Source organism: Caballeronia sp. LZ029, assembly GCF_031451275.1.
GTDB classification, from domain to species: Bacteria; Pseudomonadota; Gammaproteobacteria; order Burkholderiales; family Burkholderiaceae; genus Caballeronia; species Caballeronia jiangsuensis.
This window is the reverse complement of the sequence record NZ_JARUXO010000004.1, coordinates 1,336,414-1,357,709: the sequence shown is the minus strand read 5'-3', so window position 1 is coordinate 1,357,709 and position 21,296 is coordinate 1,336,414. Positions and strand designations below refer to the sequence as shown.

Annotated in this window: 20 protein-coding genes and 1 pseudogene; 11 read left to right on the top strand and 10 right to left on the bottom strand. The window is 57.9% G+C overall.

Going from position 1 to position 21,296, the window contains the following annotated elements:
* Positions 1-197 precede the first annotated feature (197 nt).
* The gene (locus QCE73_RS32230) at positions 198-575 is read left to right on the top strand and encodes a PleD family two-component system response regulator (RefSeq protein ID WP_062255550.1); all 378 of its coding nucleotides are present in this window, start codon (positions 198-200) and stop codon (positions 573-575) included.
* An 897-nt stretch (positions 576-1,472) separates the two neighbouring features.
* Here QCE73_RS32230 and QCE73_RS32220 read toward each other — a convergent pair.
* From QCE73_RS32220 to QCE73_RS32210, 3 genes are all read right to left on the bottom strand, one after another.
* Positions 1,473-1,979, bottom strand: a complete 507-nt coding sequence (locus QCE73_RS32220; protein ID WP_309885297.1) for a YetF domain-containing protein — start codon at positions 1,977-1,979, stop codon at positions 1,473-1,475.
* 56 nt (positions 1,980-2,035) lie between these two features.
* A complete protein-coding gene (locus QCE73_RS32215; RefSeq protein ID WP_309885068.1) occupies positions 2,036-2,629 on the bottom strand; it encodes a ParB/Srx family N-terminal domain-containing protein in 594 nt (197 codons plus the stop codon).
* Positions 2,630-3,303: 674 nt separating this feature from the next.
* On the bottom strand, positions 3,304-5,085 hold the full coding sequence (locus QCE73_RS32210) for a hybrid sensor histidine kinase/response regulator (protein WP_051627279.1): 1,782 nt from the start codon (positions 5,083-5,085) through the stop codon (positions 3,304-3,306).
* Between the two features lie 378 nt (positions 5,086-5,463).
* On the opposite strand from QCE73_RS32210, the gene QCE73_RS32205 reads away from it, so the two are divergent.
* Positions 5,464-7,053 carry an ATP-binding protein gene (locus tag QCE73_RS32205; protein WP_309885067.1) on the top strand — a complete coding sequence of 530 codons (1,590 nt, stop codon included), beginning with the start codon at positions 5,464-5,466 and terminating at the stop codon, positions 7,051-7,053.
* A 696-nt stretch (positions 7,054-7,749) separates the two neighbouring features.
* Here QCE73_RS32205 and QCE73_RS32200 read toward each other — a convergent pair.
* Positions 7,750-8,133: a hypothetical protein gene (locus QCE73_RS32200; RefSeq protein ID WP_035511334.1), complete on the bottom strand. Its 384-nt coding sequence runs from the start codon at positions 8,131-8,133 to the stop codon at positions 7,750-7,752.
* A gap of 222 nt (positions 8,134-8,355) precedes the next feature.
* Between QCE73_RS32200 and QCE73_RS32195 the strand changes: the two genes are divergently transcribed.
* From QCE73_RS32195 to QCE73_RS32185, 3 genes are all read left to right on the top strand, one after another.
* Positions 8,356-8,796: an Hsp20/alpha crystallin family protein gene (locus QCE73_RS32195; RefSeq protein ID WP_309885066.1), complete on the top strand. Its 441-nt coding sequence runs from the start codon at positions 8,356-8,358 to the stop codon at positions 8,794-8,796.
* 9 nt (positions 8,797-8,805) lie between these two features.
* A complete protein-coding gene (locus QCE73_RS32190; protein ID WP_035511321.1) occupies positions 8,806-9,213 on the top strand; it encodes an Hsp20/alpha crystallin family protein in 408 nt (135 codons plus the stop codon).
* A 175-nt stretch (positions 9,214-9,388) separates the two neighbouring features.
* Positions 9,389-9,520: a hypothetical protein gene (locus QCE73_RS32185; protein ID WP_309885065.1), complete on the top strand. Its 132-nt coding sequence runs from the start codon at positions 9,389-9,391 to the stop codon at positions 9,518-9,520.
* 587 nt (positions 9,521-10,107) lie between these two features.
* Here the strand turns inward: QCE73_RS32185 and QCE73_RS32180 are convergent.
* Positions 10,108-10,251: a hypothetical protein gene (locus QCE73_RS32180; protein ID WP_238295087.1), complete on the bottom strand. Its 144-nt coding sequence runs from the start codon at positions 10,249-10,251 to the stop codon at positions 10,108-10,110.
* 231 nt (positions 10,252-10,482) lie between these two features.
* On the opposite strand from QCE73_RS32180, the gene QCE73_RS39475 reads away from it, so the two are divergent.
* On the top strand, positions 10,483-10,905 hold the full coding sequence (locus tag QCE73_RS39475; protein WP_035511736.1) for a response regulator: 423 nt from the start codon (positions 10,483-10,485) through the stop codon (positions 10,903-10,905).
* A 165-nt stretch (positions 10,906-11,070) separates the two neighbouring features.
* Here QCE73_RS39475 and QCE73_RS32175 read toward each other — a convergent pair whose 3' ends face one another.
* The 3 genes and pseudogenes from QCE73_RS32175 to QCE73_RS32165 form a co-directional block, all read right to left on the bottom strand.
* Positions 11,071-12,036, bottom strand: coding sequence for an alkaline phosphatase family protein (locus QCE73_RS32175; protein ID WP_309885064.1), 966 nt, complete (start codon positions 12,034-12,036; stop codon positions 11,071-11,073).
* Between the two features lie 475 nt (positions 12,037-12,511).
* Entirely contained in the window at positions 12,512-12,715 is a 204-nt protein-coding gene (locus QCE73_RS32170; protein WP_309885063.1) for a cold-shock protein, read from the bottom strand.
* 241 nt (positions 12,716-12,956) lie between these two features.
* A pseudogene (locus tag QCE73_RS32165) lies at positions 12,957-13,430 on the bottom strand (DUF29 domain-containing protein).
* 1,422 nt (positions 13,431-14,852) lie between these two features.
* Between QCE73_RS32165 and QCE73_RS32160 the strand changes: the two are divergent.
* Complete coding sequence (locus QCE73_RS32160; RefSeq protein ID WP_309885062.1) at positions 14,853-15,251, top strand: hypothetical protein; 399 nt, start codon at positions 14,853-14,855, stop codon at positions 15,249-15,251.
* 246 nt (positions 15,252-15,497) lie between these two features.
* Here QCE73_RS32160 and QCE73_RS32155 read toward each other — a convergent pair whose 3' ends face one another.
* The gene (locus tag QCE73_RS32155; protein ID WP_309885061.1) at positions 15,498-16,160 is read right to left on the bottom strand and encodes a TetR/AcrR family transcriptional regulator; all 663 of its coding nucleotides are present in this window, start codon (positions 16,158-16,160) and stop codon (positions 15,498-15,500) included.
* A 570-nt stretch (positions 16,161-16,730) separates the two neighbouring features.
* A complete protein-coding gene (locus QCE73_RS32150; protein WP_309885060.1) occupies positions 16,731-17,129 on the bottom strand; it encodes a response regulator in 399 nt (132 codons plus the stop codon).
* A gap of 248 nt (positions 17,130-17,377) precedes the next feature.
* Between QCE73_RS32150 and QCE73_RS32145 the strand changes: the two genes are divergently transcribed.
* The 4 genes from QCE73_RS32145 (at position 17,378) to QCE73_RS32130 (ending at position 20,866) form a co-directional block, all read left to right on the top strand.
* On the top strand, positions 17,378-17,815 hold the full coding sequence (locus QCE73_RS32145; protein ID WP_062255562.1) for an Hsp20/alpha crystallin family protein: 438 nt from the start codon (positions 17,378-17,380) through the stop codon (positions 17,813-17,815).
* Positions 17,816-17,827: 12 nt separating this feature from the next.
* Entirely contained in the window at positions 17,828-18,235 is a 408-nt protein-coding gene (locus tag QCE73_RS32140) for an Hsp20/alpha crystallin family protein (protein WP_309885059.1), read from the top strand.
* A 288-nt stretch (positions 18,236-18,523) separates the two neighbouring features.
* On the top strand, positions 18,524-20,119 hold the full coding sequence (locus QCE73_RS32135; RefSeq protein ID WP_238295083.1) for an ATP-binding protein: 1,596 nt from the start codon (positions 18,524-18,526) through the stop codon (positions 20,117-20,119).
* A gap of 423 nt (positions 20,120-20,542) precedes the next feature.
* Positions 20,543-20,866, top strand: a complete 324-nt coding sequence (locus tag QCE73_RS32130; protein WP_309885058.1) for a DUF6723 family protein — start codon at positions 20,543-20,545, stop codon at positions 20,864-20,866.
* Positions 20,867-21,296 lie beyond the last annotated feature (430 nt).

Here is a 21,296-nt window from a genome sequence, read left to right as displayed (position 1 = left end):
TCTTCCCAGGCGCCCCACCAAGACTCGCCTCTTCTAATGCCCGCGTGCTCATCACTTTTCCTTTCCGGCGGACTGGCGTAATGTGACCGTTGAGCCGGTTTAAGCGCGTAGCGATGCTTACCGTGTTGGCGACGGAAGAGGGCGCGCGAGAATCGTCGAAAACTGTGCGTTGTTTGCAACTCCTTGGTCGAAATGAGATGTCTACAATCACCCGGCCTCCTACCGTCCTCCTCATTGATGACGAGGACGATACCCGCAGCATTTGGGGCATGGTCCTTGAGCTAGCCGGAATGAACGTCGTTTGCGCAGGAACCGGAGAAGAAGGCATATCGGCGGCCATAACGCACAGGCCAGACCTCATAATCACTGATTTCATGATGCCCGGGATTGACGGCATTGAAGTGTGCCGCAGAGTTCGCGCCGACGAGCGCCTGCGCGACGTCCGGCTCATTCTTTGGTCCGCCGCGCGAGGAATCGACGCTAAAGGGTTAGCGGACCTGGTCGTCGAGAAGCCAGTGCAAATCGACCTGCTGTTGCACCATGTGCGTCGGTTGTTGGACACCGGCCGATATTAAGGGCCGCTTCGTAGCTGCGGATGAGCGGCGGCGGTCCTTGAGATGCGACAAAATCGTCATCGCGTTCGGGTGGCAAACGCAGGGCGGCCAATTTCAGCTGACTGCAAGTGACGTGAACTGCTGAACGGACGCCAATGTTCCCTGGCGCCTAAGCGAGGCGATGCGTCGCGGTCGACCTCGGATTTCCTTCCCACCGGCTACCATTGATGCATCGGTCAGCCTTTGCCACTACTGCTCGGCGCGCTCGCCGCGGTTGATGCGCTGGCTGCTTTTGCCTTCTTTGTCGCTTCTTGAGCCAAATTCCGCAGCTAGCAGCGGCTCCTACGACGCCATGATTGCCCCGCAACGTGGCCGGCAACGCCGCCGACTGCAGCTCCTTTCCAGCAACCCTCGGCGTTTGCATTCAGTCTTAAGTGCACTAATGTTGAGAGCAACGCTGCGCCGAACAACTTTGTGGATTTCTGTAATTCTAATGCAAACGTCTCTCTTAGCGGAGCTCTCAGACGAGTCGCCGCTCGACCGTCGATTGTGTGAAGCGCAATCAAACGATGTCGAAGAAAAAGAAGATTCCCTTGGGAACCGACCCCGCGCTTCCCGTTTCCTTGTTCATTTCGGTATTTCCTGAGGTCGGCCTGCGCAGCGCTTACCACTCGTTCCGGGAGCAACGGCGGAGCATCAAAAGGGAGCTGGCGTCAGACTATGGGAGTCAAGCGTCTGCTTGGCTGCCCGTCATCGCGAGCTCGACTGGCTACCCTCCGACCGTACGGTCACCGTGCACGGTGTGCACGTCGACCGACGTTCGTTGCTCTCGATAAACCTCGTGATGGAACCGCCTGACCGAAATTCGTCGCTTCATGCTCGACCGTTGCAAACCGAGCGCATCAGCCTTCGGAGCGACTATTCGCTGTTGGCGGTCTTCGACTTGCGAATAAGGCTAACCTGTCCATTGCGTTCGAGAATCGCTGACTCGACGTCGTCAAGTCCCGTGCAATGTAGTTGCTGTCTCGCAGTCTCGAACACGTCGGTCTTCGTGATGAGCGCCGCTGACAGTTGCGAATCGTCGAACTTGCCGTCTTTGAAAACCTCCCGCTCTGCCCCGGCTATTAGGCGCTCCAGCCTCGGAAAATGCACGCACGCCCAGGCAAGGGCCCGATGTATGAGGACAATCACGAGCGATGCAGTGGCGGTGGGTATCGCCGGTGAGGCGCCCACGATGATACGGCTCAGCGTAGCGCCAAGCAGGATTGCGACTACGTAGTCAAAGGGCGAACGCTGTCCGAATGAGCGTCGGCCCGCGATGCGAATAAAGACTAACGCGCTGAGAAACACTGCGACCGTGCGCGCGGCCATCTGAAGGGTGTCGAGGTCTCGTCCTTCGCCAAAGATACGAAGCATTAGACTCATCCGTTCCTCCACTTCAAAGTACGTCGGCATGGCCTCGCCGTCCATCCACCTGGGCTTTAATCTTCCGGACCGATGTAACCGGGAAGACCTATAGCGGCCTTGCTCTTGGCCAGCTCAATCGCTTTTTTAACCAGCGATTGAAAATCCGCATCGCTGCCCGGCGGGGGCAACGTCCGTCGGAAAAAGTCGGCCCGACGGAATTCTTCCAGCGGGACGGAAGTCTTTTCATATCCCCCGGCGTCGCGAACGAACGCAGACAGGCTACGAAACTCGTCGTCTTCGAGGTCCCAGATGTGTTCGCGCATTTCAGAGAACGACACTCGGTCTCCCTTAGCGTTATAGGGGTACGCCCACCGATTGTTTTCCAGCGTGAGCCAAAACTCTGACCGCTTAAGGGGTGAGAGGTCTTTGACAAGCACGACCGGCACATTTTCGATTCTGATTCGCCAAAGGGCGGCGGCGATGTGGTGATGGTCGATAGCGTACGGGACGCTTCCAGGCCCGTAGACGATGGGAACGGGCTTTTCAGCTATAGCCATCTCTAGGTCGTGCCCTTTGAGCTTTCGGTACGTCTCAGCCTTTTCGCGGACTTCCCGTAGGCCATGTGTAAGCTGGGTCGGCCGCAGCTTGTCGATTTTTATCGTTTTCATGTGGTGCTCCAATCGCATACTCGGCGGCACTGCCGGACTCACAAGCCCGCGCACAACCCCGATGCAAGTATCGCGCCGGTGCTTGAGCATCAGCGCGCAAGGCCGTTGCGCCCGCTAGCTATGTTGAACCAGGTGGCGAAGGACGGGAATTCCCGGGAGGTCACTGGCGAGAAACGACGCTTGTTCTGTGCTTTGCGGACTCAGGATGGGTTTGTGCATGCTGCGACACACAATTCTCTTTGCAATGGCGAGTATGGCTGGCCGAGAGACTATGCCCGCAGTCCGCAGACGAAAGGAAGAATCGTGGTCCATGACGTCGAAGCAGCGGCGACATTACCGAACGAGTGGCCGGCCGAAATCTGGCGCGTCAGAGGCACCGAATCGCCCTCTGAACTTCCTGCGCGAGGGAGGACTCGAATTCACCCTGCTTCGCGGCTGCTCCCCCAAGCGGACGACGGGTGCGACGAGATGGAAGTCGAATGCTTTCTTTCAAAGATGGCTAGTGTGCACTACGGCTCGTTCGGTATCAACCGACCCTTGACCTTTCCCGATGGGACGCTGTTGGCCGCTGACTGCCGACGCACCGGTCGTCTCAGAACAGAGTTAGCGGCGCTGTCGGAGGCCACGATGCTGGTCGGTCAATTCGCTAGCTCGTGGTCAAAGGCAGAACGCCGTCAACTACCGTCAGCCAGTGGTCTCGGCGGCCGCCCGACTTGCAACACATGTTTCAGGTCCTCGAGCGCCGGCGGTTTCACGAGGTAGCAGTCGAACACTCCGTCTTGGCGTTCGGTCGGTGCAGTGTCTCCGGTAAGGGCCACGAGTCGAGTCATCGAACACTGGGGATGCTGCTTAAGCAGACCGGCGAGCGTCGGACCGTCCATCCCAGGCATGTGAACATCAATCAATGCGACGTCCGGTGTGAATGAATCAACGATAGCCAGTGCCTCGGAGCCGCTTTGTGTGCGCCGCACTTCGTGGCCATCAAGCGCCAGCAACATCGAGAGCGCCTCCGTCGCATCGCAATTATCATCGACCAACAAGATTCGAGCAGGCGGAATGCCGTGAGTGGTTGGAGCAGAATGCCCGATGCCGCTCTTGCAGACGATGGGCAGTCGCATTGTGACGCAGGTTCCTTTGCCTTCACCGTCGCTCGCAATTGTCACCGTGCCGTGATGCGCCTGAACGAGATACTTTACGACGGAAAGCCCTAAGCCTAAGCCACCGTCAGCACGCGTCCCGAGGTAGGGCGATTGCGCGTACAACTCGAAGACCCGCGGCAATAGGTCTGGTGCGATGCCGATACCAGTGTCGGTCACCGAGATGACGGCATCCCATCTTGATTGCTCGTCGCCGACCATCGCATCTGGGGCGGGCGCCTCAACGAGCAGGGCTATTTCGCCCCCCGGAGGCGTATATTTCACCGCATTGGACAGTACGTTGCAGACAATCTGCGTAAGCCGGGCCGAATCGGCATACACCGTCACGGGGGAAGCCGGCAAGGTTGCGCGCAAATGTTGCCTGCGCCTTCTCGCATCTTCGCCGACGGCAGCCATGGCGTCCTTGACAATATCGCCAAGCAGGCAGTACGCGAGGTTGACGCAGAGCTTGCCGTGCCGGACGCGCGATACATCGAGCAGGTCGCTTACGAGACGTTTCATCTGCTGAACTTGACGGTGCGCTAGGGCGAGCGCCGAAAGCACTGCGGGATTTCCGGCCGCGAGTTTCTGCGCCGCCTCTAGCGCTGCATCGATGGGCGCAAGTGGACAACGCAGTTCATGAGCCAATGTCGCGATGAAATTGTCCTTGTTGGCCTCAGCCTGCAGCACCGATTTTCTGGCCGCTTCAGCTTCCTCCGCGCGCGCTTCAGCGTCGGCCTTGGCGTCTGCGACCCTCAATGCCGCGAACGCGAAGTCGGCCAGGCTCGTCAGGATGCGACGATGCTCGCTGTCAAACTGTATCTCGGCATCATGGGAAAGGACCCAAAGCGCTCCTCTCGGACCGGCGGCGCCGGGGACCGGTACAACGAGCTCTTCGGTGATATCTGGCTCAATGACCGAAAGGCACGGGAAGACCCGCTTCGGAGAAGATATGAGCTGAGGCGCGCCTAAGCGGAACGCCAGCCCGCCGGGGCTCTCGTCGGCCGGGATGACGTGCCCTACGAGCTGAGCGCAGCGACCCGACACAGCAATCCAACGGAAAGTCTCCGGCTGACCTGGCTGGTGCTCGTGAAGGCTGATTCCAGCGCTGCCAGCGCGACATAGGGCAAGCGCGGTGTCGGCCAAAGTCTGGAACATCGCGCTGTGAGACTCCGTAAACGCTTTGGCCAGCGCGTGCAGCGCCGCACTTTCGCCGGCGTAGTCGGGAGAACGCCGGCGACGGGAGTCAAGCTTCGACGTGACGACCGAACCCGTGCGCTGGACGTGCTCGACCATGGGAATTTCAGACGGCTCCTGCATGTTTAGCTCTTATCAGGCTGAAGGCAGTGCGCGCGCTTTTAATTTTAGGCGTTGCGCAATCATTGTGCGGCGGTGAGTGCGTAGAAAGTCAACCAATATAGAGACCGGAGCCTGCACGGAACAGGTAGTCTCGCATGCCACATTTGTAGACTACGATGTCCGGGTTTCAGTGGAGCGCGGGCGGGTGCTGGTAAAACACGTCAGCGCGAAGGCCCTTTTCCACTGAAGCCCAGGCACGGCGATTGCTTCCATCGTTTCATCACGGCCACACCCTTCGGTCTCAGTCGTGCCACCGTGTCCGGTAGAAGGCTCGGCCCACGAGCGACGTCGGCTCGCCCCTGCGAACTTTGACTTATAAACCAACAACAGGGCAAAGTGATGAACGACGTCGACAGCTCGTCGAACTGGCATCCGGACGGGGGCCGCAACGGGACGCGAACTGAGGATGCGACGTTCAGGCTGCTCGTTAATTCGGTCCGCGAGTACGCCATCTTTCGGCTCAGCGAAGCTGGAATCGTTACCACGTGGAACCCTGGCGCCCAGCGAGTCAAGGGCTACTGCGCCGACGAAATCATCGGGCGGCACTTCTCCGTTTTTTACACACCGGACCAGCGTGCGAAGGGTCGACCCGAGGAGGTGCTGCGTCGCGCGCTCAGTAGCGGACAGTACTCGGAGGAGGGATGGCGTGTACGCAAGGATGGCTCTCTGTTCTGGGCCAACATTGTCATCTCCGTAATTCGTGACGGGGATGGCAAACTGCTCGGCTTCGCTAAAGTTGTCCGCGACATGACGGAGCGACGTAGGCTGGAGGAACTGGAGGCGTCAAGCCGTCGGATGAACGAATTCCTCGCCATGTTGGGGCACGAGCTGAGGAACCCGCTGGCCCCAATACGCAACGCAGTCGGGCTTCTCCAACAGCAGTCGCTCCCAACTGCAGACATCCTCGGCCGCACCCGTGACATCGTTGACCGGCAGCTCGCGCACATGACCCGACTCGTCGACGACCTTCTTGATGCCGGGCGGATTACCACGGGGAAAGTTCGCGTGACGCCGGCACCCGTTGCCATCCAAGACGTCATTGACCGCGCGGTCGAAGCTGTTCGGCCCAAGGTAGAAGCCAAAGACCAAACGCTCGATGTCCGTATGCCAGACGAGCCAGTTATCGTCAACGGCGACATGACACGGCTCGTCCAGGTTATTCACAACCTCTTAGACAACGCCTCCAAATATACACAGGCGGGCGGGCTCATTCAGCTCGAGGCGCTGCACGTGGACTGGATGGTTTCGATTTCCATCGAGGACAACGGTTGTGGGATAGCGCCCGAGTCACTGGACCTGGTGTTCGACCTGTTCGCGCAGGAGAGGCATCCTGACGCGCCCGTGGAAGAGGGTGGCCTCGGTATCGGGCTGACCTTGGCGCGCTCGCTTGTTGAACTGCATGGCGGTCGTATCGAGGTCCTGAGCGCAGGGCCGGGCCGCGGGACTGCATTCACCGTTTGGCTACCCGCGTACAAAGAGAACCCGAAGTTCGCAAGTCCTGAGGCAGCCCTTCCACGGCCGCACACAGGGCCGATAAAAGTTTTGGTGGTGGATGACAATCGCGACTCGGCGGACAGCATGGAGATGCTTCTGGAAGCCCTGGGTCACAACGCCTTGAAAGCTTATGGCGGTGCACAGGCAATAGACATAGCAGCTTCATTTCGTCCAGACTTGGTCCTACTTGACCTCTCGATGCCCTTGTTGACGGGTTACGAGGCTATAGGGCACCTGCGTGAAGTTGCACGCAACGACGCGCTTGTCGTTGCAGCAGTAACAGGCTTCGGGCAGGCAGAAGACCGACAAAGAACCAGAGATGCAGGCTTTGATGCGCACTTGACGAAACCGGTTGGCTTAGCCGAGCTAGAATCGGTCCTCGCACTCGCGGACGACAGGTTGCGAGAAAGCGTTCCGGCACGAGCCGCAGAGTGATTCTAAAGTCGACTGTCAGCCTATGTAGAAATAAACGTACGGCGTCCTCACGGAGCCGCGCGGACCGCTTGTTCGTTAGTCCGGGCGAAACGTGAATTCATTCGACTTTCGTTGCTGTCAGCGATGCACTTTGCTCATTGTGCGCATCATGCGATAGCCAAGTGATTCGTGCAGCACGGTTATCTTCGAGACGGTATCGAAGTGGCGTCACCCGTCGGTCCAAACGAGTGCGAGCCGCAGCTCTTTGTGCGGCGGCTCGCGGCGATACCAAAACAACTTGCCCCGACCAATGCCGGGAATATTGCCCAAACATGGGCGCGCTTTGCTCCAAGATAGAAGGCAGTTAGCCGACTGACTTGCCGGTACTGTCATGCCCTTGACGACCCAATTTCCTGTTCACTTTCGATAGACTTACCTCCCGTGAATTTTGCCAATGTTTCCTCGCATCCGCGAGCTTCGAATTCGCCTGGCCGACTACACGCCGAAATTTCAGCAAATGATTCTTCAAGAACTGTGTCGTCGCTTCCTCCAATGGACTCGACGCGTCTTCTTTGTACGGCATCCGATAGTAAAGCCGCGCAGCCGACCGTCGCTACATGACTGACCTTGACGAAGCAAAATTTAGTAACGAGGAAAGCATGCGTCAATAAGCATTCTCGAATAATTGGCGCGCGCGTCCATAAATGCACTTGTATGTCACTGTATAGGCGGCGCCGCGCCAAACTTTTCCGCCAGCATTCTCTCGTAGACGCCGAAATGCAAGTCGACGTCTTCCTGGGCGACCGTCTGCACAAAGATATTCACCTTCTCGGACGGCAGCCCCATCACTGTCGCTATTGCTGCTTCGAGCTGCGGCGCGCAAATGCGGTCTTCCGGCAAGGTTGAACCGACTGTGATGTCGTAGCTTTTCTCTTCCCGAAGTACGATGTCAACAACGCGCGCCCGTGCGCTCATGTTGTTATCAACGGCTAGTCGCGTCACATCTGCCAGTTGGTGCATGACTTCTGTCGGGAACCCCTTGGCCGAGCGGAGCCGAATGCGATGCTTGCCAAGCGTGCGCCAATCAGTGTCGAATTCCATGACGACCTCCAAGTAGTCCAGGTGCGCGGATAGTAGGACCCCAAGGCTGGTTTTTCAAGACATAAAATTTGGTGGAATGGGCTCTTGAAATGCCTCATCCAATTCCTATATTTCGCCTTGCACAGCAGTCGCGCGCACGCTGCGTGCTTCAACTTGATTAGTCGCGGGCATGAGGGCCTGATGAAGTGCAGCAGCCCGTCATGCCGCGAGAGGAGAGCGAAAATGAGTGATGCCTTCATTGGACCCGACCTCGTCACTGAGCTGGACCGGCTACAGCGCCAGATGTCCAGCCTGTTCGGCGGGTTTCCCACAAGCCTTCGTTCGACAAGAGCAGGGACCTTCCCGCAAATCAACATCGGGTCGACTGAGAACACAGTCGAAATCGTTGCCTTCGCCCCAGGTCTGGACACGAGCAAATTGGACGTGTCCGTCGACAAGGGCCTACTCACGATTGCGGGTGAACGAACGACCGGCTATACACAACCGCAGGAGGGTGCCCGACAGTATGCCCAGGAGCGCTTTTCTGGGTCCTTCCGCCGGATTATCGAACTCCCTCAACAAGCCGACCCGGACAACGTCCAGGCGAGGTATATCGACGGATGTCTCCTAATCTCTGTTGGTAAGCGGGAGACGTCCAAACCACGTTCGGTTACTGTTCAATGAGGTGACATCATGAGCGACAACACACAAATCACCGAACGCGACCAGGACGGCGTTGCTCGTCGGGACGCCGCGGACGCCCGCCGGCGACAAACATTAACGCCCGCTGTTGACATTGTCGAAGACGGCCACAGGGTCACCCTGTGGGCAGACCTGCCAGGCGTCTCGAAAGACAAGCTGGAAGTGAAGGTTCACGACGGCAACCTGACCATTGATGCTGAATCAGTGGTCCCGGTGCCGGCGAATCTGCAGCTTGCCCACACCGAAGTGCGCGCGCCTTATTTTTCTCGCACCTTCACGGTTAGCGAGGACTTCGATACGTCGAAAGTCGAAGCATCGTTGAAGGACGGCGTACTGACCTTGACGATTCCCCGACGTGAAGAAGCGAAGCCGCGACGGATTGAGGTGTCAGCAGGGTAGAGTTGGAGGGCGTACGGCGGCGAAGGAGTGCTTCGCCGCCGGCGCCGATAGAAAAAACGCTTGTCGGACTGGCGCGACACCCTTTCCTTTAGGAGTTCGTTGGTGGGCGTTCCGGCTACAATGAACTGCCCGTTCGAGTAAGTCGAAAATTACCGTCCCTCCAACGAAAGCCGCTATGAACAACGTGTTCAAGACTACTTTTGCTGTCCTCCTGATTGCAGCATTCGCGTTTCCGGTCGCAGCAACAGCGAAGACGCACCACCACAAGAAGCATCATCACCGTCACACCGTGAAGCCGCACGCTTGAGCCGGTGGCGGTCCAAAGAGGGAATCGCGCATTTCGGACGCCCCTGTGGGTCAGCGTCAAAGCAAGGGTTCTGAGCGGCCGAGGCAGGGTGAGCCTAGCCGTCCGGAAGCAACTCATCAGCTAGCTTTCCTGCCTGCGATGGGTAGTGTACAGCGGGACGTCAAGTGCGCCGCCGTGCTCCGGCTAGAATATCGCGGCACAGCCTGCGCGACTCTTTCGCGGTGACACGCTTGACGACAATCAGCAGGTCGCGCCACAAGGCTCCCATCCGCGCGCGCGGACTGTGTGACTAGAAGCACCTTGTCTACCGATGAGAGCTTTCGAGCACGAGCGCATTCTCGACTGCTAAGGGAAGAGACTCTAATAACATGAAAGTGTCGCAGTCTGCACGTGTGACAAGAGTTCTGATACTGATATAGCTCCTTGACCCACGGACGTAGACCCGGCACGGCGCGTCCCAGCCGGCAAAGAGTGCTGACACTGCGAGAAGCGTGGCTCGAGGCCACGTCGCTCCTATCGGTTTGCCGAAGTAGAACATGCGCCTTGTCGAGAGCAGCCGCAGCTTCAACCGGTCTGGACTTGCGTCTCTACAGTTGGCGAAGACGATTGAGATGCATCGTCTCGGCTTGTGACATCGCGGGGACGACAATTTTGAGGAATGAGCGCGAACTCAGCTCGTTCTCGCCGCTTTCAAGCCGTGCTGACACAGCTGCAATCACGGCTTGCAGCATTTGAACCTCCTCGATTTACCATGGAGCCCTGCGGATTCTTAGCGGCTGACGCAATGGCCGTACCAAATGCCTGTCCTCATTCAGCGCACCGAATTCAGCCGGAAACCAGACAGTTCTGAGAACCCTGAGCGAGCGCTATCGGTAATCATAAGTGCGGTTGACGGCATTCGAGCCTGACGGCCTCCATGCATAATCATGCTTTCGTGAGCAGGCGGCCAATGGGGGAGCGCGATGGTGACCGAACGCGGGAACTGGACGCGACGTCGCGTCGAGGTTGTGGAGCGGGTTCTCATTGTCGACGACTACCGGGGGGCCGCCGTCGCTACCGCTGAATGTCTATCATTAGAGCGGCTTCAAACGAGAGTAGCGGGAGGTTGCGCCGAAGCCCTTGAAATCATTCGACACTGGCTGCCAGACGTGGTGTTGCTTGACTTGATGATGCCGCAGCGAGACGGCTTTGCGACTGCGCGTGCCATCCGCGGAGATTCGAATTCGTCCACGACGTTCATTTGCGCGTACACATCGAAGGACGGTGAGTTCGTCGCACGCAGTCGCGAAGGAGCGCTCTTCGACGGATATTTCAGAAAGGGCGCGTCGCCTGACCGCCTCCTATCGTTCCTGCGCTGTTTATGCGTCTCTCATGAACTTCAATGAGTGACGGTGACGATAGCGAGACGCCGAGCCAGCAGTCGCTTCCCTCAGTGTTGACCCCTTTTTCTCCTTAACGACGCCCAGAAGACGACCGGAAGGTAGACGGCGCGCCCTACGAGCGTTGGACGCTTAACCGGCTTTGCCTCCGGTCGCCATCAGAACGCTGCTTCAACGGTGCGCATACAGCGGCAGAAATGGGTCCTTCGAACGCGGAGACCCCTCGCTCGATGGTCTGGACGCACCGGCGGTCGCGATGGGCGATGGGCACACGGGAACTTTCGTGCGAGGCGTCGAAAGACTTAGCATCTTTGTGAAGTCGTCGGCCGCGTGCACCCGCGCCGTCAGCTCGAGCAGTCCATTCAGTCCAAGCAAGTTGTCCGTTGTCTTCAGAATCGATGTGTGGTCGTAAAGTGAATGGTCGATGGTACCAGCCGGAACGAACGGAGAAACGACAATAGCGGGAACTCGTGCCCCCATCCTGTCGAATGAGAAGTTGTGGGTTTTCAAGCGGACGTTTTCGGTTGAGCCCGGCGGCACGGCAATCGGAGGTGTCACGTGGTCGAAAAAGCCGCCGTGTTCATCGAATACAACAAGCAACACGCTGCTGGACCATAGAGCCGACGCGCTGATAGCGTCGTAGACTTGCTTCAATAACATTTCTCCTTTGCGGACATCACCGGCTGGATGCATTGAATTGCCGTTTCGGAAGTCGTTCTTTGCGTCGTATGTTGGCTCGATGAAGATGAACTTCTCCGTGAGCGTGTTGGAGGCAAGCCGGGATACGAGCATATCGATGCCTACGAAGCGGCTGAGCAGATTCTGCATTCCGTAGATGCCGCGCGTCTGGGCGACATCACCCTGCACGATGAGCCACTCTGACGCCGGGAGTTTTGAGAAGACCGTTCCGTTCGGGAAAGTAAAAATTGGGGCATTGAAAAACACCGCTTCGAGAACTTGCGCGTCAGTGGGAGAATGGTCAAGGCCCGAGGATGTCCCCGCGACGGCGAAGAAGCGGTTGGGCCACGTTGGTCCTGGCATCGAGGCAAACCAGTTGTCGCAAACGCCGAACTGGCTCGCTAGGAAGTTCAATACAGGAAGTTGGTCGGGCGTGAAGGCGTTGAAGGCATCGGCCACTACGTCGGAATGGTCTTCGTATGTTCCCGCAAAGCCTGTCGTCGAGGTGTCTGTAGCGTACGGGGGGGTAGCCTGCCGCGCTGACAACGAGGGAGTCGTTGCGCACTGTGTCTGCGTTGGCGACCTGCAAGCCGCACAGTTGAACACAGACATCGGAGAATTCATGGCCCGGGTCGAAACCCAGTGCGTAGGGTGCCCCCTTACCGAGGTGGTATGACGTTCCGCTGCGTCCGAAGTTAACAATAGGCGCCACTGGGAGCCCGTTCGCGGTTGTCGCTTCGCCTGTGGGCGTCGTACCCGTCAACTGCGACCAGCCGAAGACGTTGTCGTAGGAACGGTTCTCAAGCATGAGAACGAAGACATGCCGTATGGCGGCCATGGTTACCTCCGCATCAATCTATGCCGCCACGTTCTGCATCCAAGACCGCGCCCAGTTCGATGACGAGAACGCGAGTGGACTTACAATGCGCGTCGGTCAGAGCGGGTGAATGTTGCCAGCTTGCTTTCCCTTGGCCCCTTCCTGCACGTCGAAGCTAACCTTTTGGTTCTCCGATAGCGATTTGAACCCCTCGATTCTCACTTCCGAGTAATGTGCGAAAAGGTCAGCCCCGCCGTCGTCCGGCGTAATAAAGCCATATCCCTTTGCGTCATTGAACCACTTCACCGTGCCGGTCGCCATGCTTCCCCCAAAGTTAAAGCTGTTGGTATAACTAAGAACATTAGAAAATCGACGCTGGTGCTTGATTACATCTACCGCCTAAAGGCTGACCGCTTTTCTTCAGAGTGGAAGGCTCTCGTCAGCGCTCGTGTCTACAATTTTTGTCAACCGAAAGGAGACTGTCAAGTGCGTCACAATCAATCAGATTGGCCGAAAGACACTGCCGATAGCGTCTAAGCGCGCAAACATGGCTTGAAGACCCTTACCGGCGACCGCTCTCCGCCTGGTTGAAGGCCTGGTTCTCCGGTGGACCGGGCCAAAACTTCCAGTCCAATGTCTGCTCGACGCTGTCAGGGCACATTTTCGGAAGAAGGCGTTCGTTGAGGCCGGTGCAAATGATGATTCGGTTGCGCGCAAGTGACCAAGCGTTGGCAAACTCTTCTTCCATGAAGAGCCGCAGAGCAGGGGCATCTTCCATGAGCAGTGGTATCGCCGAGCGCTCGTCGTGAATAGTAAGATACCATGCCGTGACTCGCGCGCCGTCTAGATACTCCCATTGCAGAAGGTTTTGCTGAAGCCGGGAAAATCGCTAGCCCAGTTCGCGTTTGAGGCCACGAGCGAGCGAGTCCATCTCGTCAGCAAGATTGCTCCTGTCAACCTTCGCCAGCTTGCCGGCGCGTAGCAGTTCGGCCTGCTCTTGGGCCCAGAGAAAGAAATCATTGTCGTATCCATGCATTCGTTTGCTCGCGTTGTTCTGTCGCTTTTCTTGGCTCTGCTGATTAGCGCAGGCGTTCGGAAAAGACGGATAGCTTGTTCAGTCAGGCGTAACGTTGATGGGATGTGCTTGCTTTTTGACTTACGGCTATGGACATTGACATCCGCCTCGTCCATGCGTTAATCCTTACCGATTTGATAAACAGTCAGACGATTAAACGCGGAGCTCCGCATGCTTCATTGTAATCAGTCTGAAACTCTCGGGCATCGATGCAAACACCAATAATCCCGGGTTATCGCTCCTCAGCACGGAATGCGAACCACTGTCGATTAACTGGCAGTGGCATGAGATGAAGGCAAGGCGCGCAGCACATGCATTCTATTTGCATGCCGGTCTATGACTTAATCAAATCGGAGGAGCAGGGCGACTAGGACTTTTCACCCGCTCGTCACGGCGTTTGCAGACTCCGGGTGACACATGTCAGTCGCGTGGAATCCAGCGTAGCTTCGAGCCGGATGGATTGCAACCCTAACGAAGTTATGTGTGAGCCTATCGACGATTCTTAGCCCATCATCGAAGAACGAAGACGGTGCCAATCAATCGAAGGCGGGCGTTATGGACTCTTTATCGATGAGGCATCAGGCTTACGTCAATTCAAAGAGAGACTTGTTTGACACACGCTTGTTAAAGGCAATGAGTTTAGGTGGCAGTGCCCTCTGCCTAGAAACATACGCGGGCCACGCGTTGTGTCGTCGGACCCGCGAGCGATGGTTCGAGTTTATCCACTCCTCTCGTTCAAAGCGGCAGGACTAGGTGTGAAATTTCTACGTATCCGTAGCTCGTCCCAAACGCTATGACTCGAGTTGTTCAACTCTCATTTCTGGTTGCGTTCGCAAAGGGGGAATGACGCTCCAGCCTCCGTCGGCTTGCTCAAAGAAAAAGAGCGCACGCCGCTCGGCTCCTCGGGTTGCTTCAACGCACACGTGGCGCTTTCGGTCCGCCGGCGAGCGACCATGCGCCGCCACTCGAGCGGTGATGCTTGAACCTGCGCCGAGCCACTTTTCCACCGCGCATCGTAAGGTTGTTTCTTTGTTGCGGGTCATCTTTTTCTCCGGCTCTGATGTAGCGGCGCGTTTCCGAAGTACCGCTGAGCGCATCCATGTCGATGCAACGTTCATGCCAATTTTCGTGCAGTTACGAGGGCGCCATGGCAGAGTCTCGACGATATCCCCTGATGCCCCGGATGAGACGCGGCACGCGCCTCCAGGTGAGCGGTGGAAGGAAACGTGTTACCCGGTGGCGCGTGGCTGACGCTGCGACGACGAGGCGTTTCTAGGCACTGGGCATCGTTGATGCAACTATCGCTCTGCGGTACGTTCTCCGGCGCGTGTCTCAAATTCCCGGCCGCGCGACTTGTCTTGCACAATTTCCGAGGACCTACCAATGAAGTCGGTCTACGAGAAATTCTTGATTGACACCTATCCGACCATCTACCAGTCACTCGAGCCTGCCGGTCGCGGCGGCGAACGCTTTGAGTGCGGTGATGGGTGGTATGAGATTGTCGAGGAACTTTCTGCGGAGCTTGAGGCGATTGCGACGGCGGGCGGCGCAAATCGCTTGAACGTTGTACAGGTAAAAGAGAAATTATCTGCACTCCGCGTCTACTTCGACCGTCCGGCTCCCGCTGCGGCGATAAAACTTGTTGATGCGGCCATTGAAAGAAGCCGCGTGACGTGCGAGTTGTGCGGTGGTCCAGGAGAGCTTCGCAGATATCGAAGAGGGTGGTTGAGAACCCTCTGTAAAGAGTGCGAAACGCAGGCGTCGACGAAAGTTCTGGCGTGAGTCTTCCTTTGACAACCCGACCGCGACGTTGCAGTAGGTGCTAAACCTCACGGCAAGACCGACGAGGGCTTTAAGTGTTTCCTCCTTGGCCGACAGTCGTTCTCCGCTGCGCGCTACATTGTCGCGAAAGCGCTGGGTCGTTGGCGACTATCGTCCGAGCGAGCGGAAGGACGAAGCACTGTGTGGTCGGAAGAGGGCTAATGTTGATGCTCAACCCGTAAGAGAGCAGACTTCAGCACGTTCTAATCACGACGCGTCGAGTGGGTCAGATGGCGCCTTCAGATAGGCGAGCAGCATACCGAGTTGCATGTCCGAGATGGAGTCTTGCGCTGACTGCTCCATGAAGTTCCGCCCGAGGAATTCTTCGAGGGTGAAACGACTGGAAACGACGTAAAAGCTCATGCCGACTAGCGTTACGTAGAAATTCAGCGCATCGACGTGTCGCTTGAATTCGCCCGTGGCGACCCCTCGTGCGAGGGTCGCGCGGAGCATTTCGACGACCGGCGAGAGTGTCTGCCTGAATGTGCTGGAGCCTTTGACGTAGCGACCTTGATGCAGGTTTTCGTTGTTGATAAGGCACAGCCAACCGGGATTTTCCCGTACGTACGTCCAGATGGTCTGCGCCAGCAACGTGATTGCGGCTGTCGGCGTGAGGTCGGCTAGGGCGAGTCCGGCTTCGCGACTTGCATAGTCGGCATACATTCCCTCGAGCACCGCGACGTACAGCCCTTCTTTGCTGCCGTAGTAATAATAGAGCATGCGCTCATTCGTATCGGCCGCCCGAGCGATAGCGTCGACGCGTGCACCCGCCAGTCCATGGCTTGTGAACTGCTCCGTGGCCGCCGCAAGAATCCGGCGGCGGGTACCCTCGGGGTCCCGTTTGACAAGAGGTGCGGAGGCTTCGCTCATCTGCAGGTGGCCAGTACGTTACGACGTCGGTGCATTTAAATCGATACTACGAACACTGGTTGCGATTATCAAGCAAGACGGAGTGCGTTTGTCTCATTCCGTCCGCTCGTTCCGAAAGAATTACATGTCACTGCCAGCGCGCCGCGAGCAGAAGCCCAACCATCGGCCATCCGTAAGTGCCACGGACGTGGGGAAGTTCCTCCGGCATATCGTCGAACTGAGGGCGCGTGCGCATAGCGGTATATCCACTCGCCTCCGCGACTCGCGGGGGCGAGTCTCGGCGAGCGGCAAAGAACCTTTGTGGCCGTTGTTTCCGCTCAAGCCCGAGTGTCGATGCCATTGAAGTAATTTTTGAAAAACGCCCTCACCCGACCGGCTTCAGGCATTCCTATGCACATAGCGCGGCCTTTCGCGTTCTCGGTGCCGAACGGGCAGCCGTGGCGTCGCGCGCAAGATGAGGTCGGCACTGACGAGTCCGAAAGTAGGCAACGCGACAGCAAGTTAGGCGATTGCCCAGTTATTCGACGCAGCCACGCATTTGTTGCTGCGGGCATCGTTGGGCGCAACGCCTTATTTCGACCGCGCGGCCGGTGGTGACGTGGCTACTGGATTGAGCCGAATCGTCGGAAGCTGCTCAGTGGCCGCAATAAGTTGATAAAAATCCACGGGCTTCGGCAAGAACGCGTCCCAATCTATCGGCGCGTCAGCCGGCGGTAGTCCGCCAGAGATGAGGATGATGGGGACACCAGCGAGCATCGGACGACACCTCAGTCGTCTGCAAAGCTCGATGCCGCCAAGCTGAGGCATCTCCATATCCGTGACGACTAAATCCGGTAAGTGTTTCGCTAATTGAGCAAGCGCGGCGTTGCCGTTCTCCGCCACGAAGACTCGAAAGCCGTGGACCTCGAACACGAATTGAAGGGCAGATAGGGATTCAGCGTCGTCGTCGACGAGCAGGACGGAGTGCATGTCGTTCGTCCGGTGTGTTCTCCCATTGCTTTGCAACGATTATGCCGAGCATGTCGATGTGAAATTTTGCAATCAGCCCCTTGAAACCCGTCTCGAAGAACATATCTCTGACTTCGCTCAGGCAGGTGTTCGCAGTCTTCTGTGACTGCGAGCTCTGCGTGTTTCAACCTTGTTTGTCAGCGGCATGGGCAATCGGACTGAAGCGCGTGCGCCGGTCCGTGTCCTTGCCGCTCGAGGAGAAAGCGACCATGAGTGACTTCTACTTCGGTACTGACCTTTTCAGCGAACTGGACCGCCTGCAACGTCAATTGTCCACGTTCGGCGGATTCCCTTCGAGCCTGCGGTCCAGTCAACTCGGCACGTTTCCTCATATCAACATCGGCACGACCGACGACTCGGTAGAAATTGTTGCATTCGCTCCCGGGGTCGACCCAGCAAAGCTCGACATTTCCATCGATAAAGGGCTGCTCTCCATTTCCGGGGAGCGGGCGACCCGACCGCAGCAGATGTCGGAAGGCACTCGACAGTATGCGCAAGAGCGCTTCGAGGGGCCGTTCCGGCGAATCGTTGAATTGCCGCAACAGGCCGACCCTGACCGGGTGCAGGCGCGCTATGTCGATGGTTGCCTACTGATTTCAGTAGGCAAACGCGAAGCGTCCAAGCCTCGAGCCATCGTCGTTCAGTAAGGAGAGGACGTCATGAACGAAAACACGCAAGTCGCCCAGCGCGATGAAGACGCAGTGACGCGTGCACAATCGGACGAAGCCCGTCGTCGCGCTACGCTCACGCCAACCGTCGACATCTTCGAAGACGCGCATGGGGTTACGCTGTGGGCGGACGTTCCCGGGGTCTCGAAGGAGAAGCTGGAAATCAAGACCCACGATGGACGGTTAACCATCGAGGCGGAGTCCGGTGTAGCGGTGCCACCGAATCTTCGGCTGTCACATGCTGAGTTGCGCGCGCCTTTCTTCTCAAGAAGCTTCACAGTAAGCGACGACTTCGACACATCGAGAATTGATGCAGTTTTGAAGGATGGCGTACTAAAGCTAATTATTCCTCGTCGCGAAGAGGCGAAACCGCGCAAAATCGAAGTCAGGGTAGGGTGAAAACGAATTGTGATAGCTCGACTCGGGGCCGGCGCATGGCCGGCCTTTCGAGGTCGTTTGCGCGACTTCCAACCTATACTGCTGACAGTCCCTCGTTTCTGCGCGCGCACACTTGGAGCCGCAAACATGTCAGGGTCGTCCAAGAGGCCTCCGGCAACCGCTGCTGAGCGGTTTGGGACCGTTGTCACTGCTGAGCTGTACGCACGCGCGGGCCGCTTGCCAGACTACGCAGCGGAAAACGAGGCGCTTCATGCGTTGGCGCGAGCATTCTCTGCGTCGGATTCGGCAATGCTTCAGCAATTGGTCGACACCGCGCTCGCATTGTGCGGTGCTGGTAGCGCGGGTATCAGTTTGCGCGAAGCCGAGGCCGGTGAGCCATGCTACCGGTGGGTGGCGGTCGCAGGGCGTTGTGCGCACTTGGTGACTCACATCATTCCCATCGACGACAGCCCCGCGGGCGTCGCAATCGCATCGAATGCACCGCAGCTTTTCTCTTTTCCGACGCAGCGGTTCCGCTGTTTGGCCGACGTTGCCCAGCAAGTGACCGAAGAACTGGTTGTGCCGATTCCCGGCAACCCCGAGGCGTTGGGCGCGCTATGGGTGATGTCCCACGACGACCATCGCTTCGATAGCGAACATCGCCGCATTCTTACGAGCTTAGCGACCTTCACGAGTGCCGCGCTGACCATCGCCGGAGCCAAGTCAGATGCAGAGGCGCGGGCTAAGGAGGCCGAGAAAGCGCGGAACGCACTCTCCGAAGCCGAGGAGGCGAAAGATAACTTCATTGCTACGCTCGGTCACGAACTGCGCGGCCCGCTAGGCGCGATTGACAGCGCTCTAGAAGCCGCCCAGAAGCTAGCCACTGGAAGTCCGGCGGTACTTTCCGCATTGGCCCTTGCCAACCGGCAGGTGCGGCAACTGAAGCGCATTGTCGGCGACTTGCTGGACGCTGCCAAGGGGCGGCACGGCAAGCTCTCGGTGCATCCCACTCACTGCTTGCTTGGCGACATCGTCAAAGACGCAGTCGGCGCCACAAGCGAGGAGGCTGAGCGGCGACATCATCAGCTCCATGTCAATCTCCCAGCATATCCGCTCACGGTATTCGCTGATGCTGCGCGACTGACTCAGGTCATTTCGAATGTTCTCGGGAATGCAGTCAAATACACACCGCCCGGCGGAGAAATCACATTGGAGGTCGACGCGCCGGACCCTAATACAATTCCGGAGCATGACTCAACGCCTCGCGAGGTTATTATCACGGTGCGCGACAACGGGATGGGAATCTCGCACGACCTGCTGCCGCGCGTCTTTGACCTGTTCTCGCAGTCAAAGTGTGCACGTATGGTCGCCGAGGGTGGGCTTGGTCTTGGCTTGTCGGTTGTGAAATATCTCGTTCAGGCCCATCAAGGGGAAGTGTCGATTTCGAGTGAAGGCCAAGGAAGAGGGACCGAAGTCGTGTTGCGGCTGCCCATCATCCGTCGCGGTGACGTTGAACACACTGGTCCCACGACCCACGGAATTCCGCCGGCTCGGATACTCCTCGTTGACGACAGTGCGGATGCGATGGAGGCGCTGTCGATGCTGTTGGCATTAGACGGCCATGAGGTGAGGCGCGCGTGCGACGGCCGAGCAGCCTTGTCGCTTGTCGAATCGTTCGTACCGGATGTCGCCTTGATTGACATCCACATGCCGGGCATGGACGGCTACGAGCTTGCCCGACAGTTAAGACAGCGGTCGCAATGTTCGTCGACGCGCTTGGTGGCACTGACGGGCTACATCGCCAACGACGCACAAAATTCTGAGAAAGTATTCGATTGCTACCTCGTCAAGCCGCCATCACTAGAGGACCTCGCGGACGAGCTGAAGAAATCCGAGCCAACTTGACGTCTGAGGAAGCGGACAGAGCGCGCCTTCCCTCTGCGATTTCACTCCCCAACAAAATCGGATGGTCGAAAACCGGTGCTTCGACTAATGCGAACTCACCCACGGCAAGCTCCGCGGCGGCTCGCGACCCGGCGTTGCAGCGGTCGCCGCGCGGCGGCGCGCTGTCACTTTGTCCTGCAAGCCACCTCCGAACACGATGGTCGTTGATAGATAGGTCGCGTCGTCCGACCCGCATGCAGGGCATGCTTTCCGATGCGGCGTCACGTCTGTGTAAAAAAGTTTCTTGCAGGTAGCACAGTGGATAATCATTCGGTCGCTCCAACACTTGAGGCGCATAGGCCGGACGCGACGCGCGACGCGCGGTTGCAGTGATACTTTCAACGCCTACCGCATTTTCCAGGCGCGCGGTTTGCTCTGCGAAACATGTACTTACTATGCCTCATTGCTCATACTATGGCAAATCGCACACGCCGAGCGAAAGTTGTGATTTTCCCGAATAGGCTCGCCGTTGCACCCAAGGCAGGCGCGCACGAGGACGATTACGCGGTTTATGCGTCCTATCGCCCGTCTAGCGGAAGGTTTGTTGGAACGCTCAAGGTTGTGCGATTGACAGATGCGCGGATGCTGTATCCGTTTGATGGCGCCGAGGAAATAGGCCCGTTTGAATCGCAAAATGAGGCAAGAGAAGCAGCAGTAAAGCGTGGTACGGAAATCGTGCGCGCGGACCTCCGGTGCCCGGAACTTTGACCTGACGCGCGGCGTCGCCTCGCGGTATGTGCACAGCGCCCGCGTCCGATGGCCGCTCGCGAGGAGCATTTTTGAGCTCAGTCTGGAAAATGGATTCGAAGCCCTGGTGCTGTGAATAAAGATGCGTAGAGGGGCGTGACGTTACGTAAGGACCCCTGATTTATTGTGGCAATTGCTTGCCGACACTTGCCGGAAACGCGGCTCAGGTGTCGCCCTGATTCACTCTCGCGTGCGGTTCTGCCTTCGCGTTCGACCGGTAGGAGCGCCGGCATTGTTCGATGGAATCGCCCAGTTGCTCAGCGGACCGGCGCGGCCGTCGGAGATAAGAGACTGCAGGTAACGGCACAACGCAAATCTTGCGGCTAACCTCGGCCGTCAATTTGAGTCGAGCAGGTGTCGTAGACGCTCAAGTCGCTCTCGCTGGGCCGGA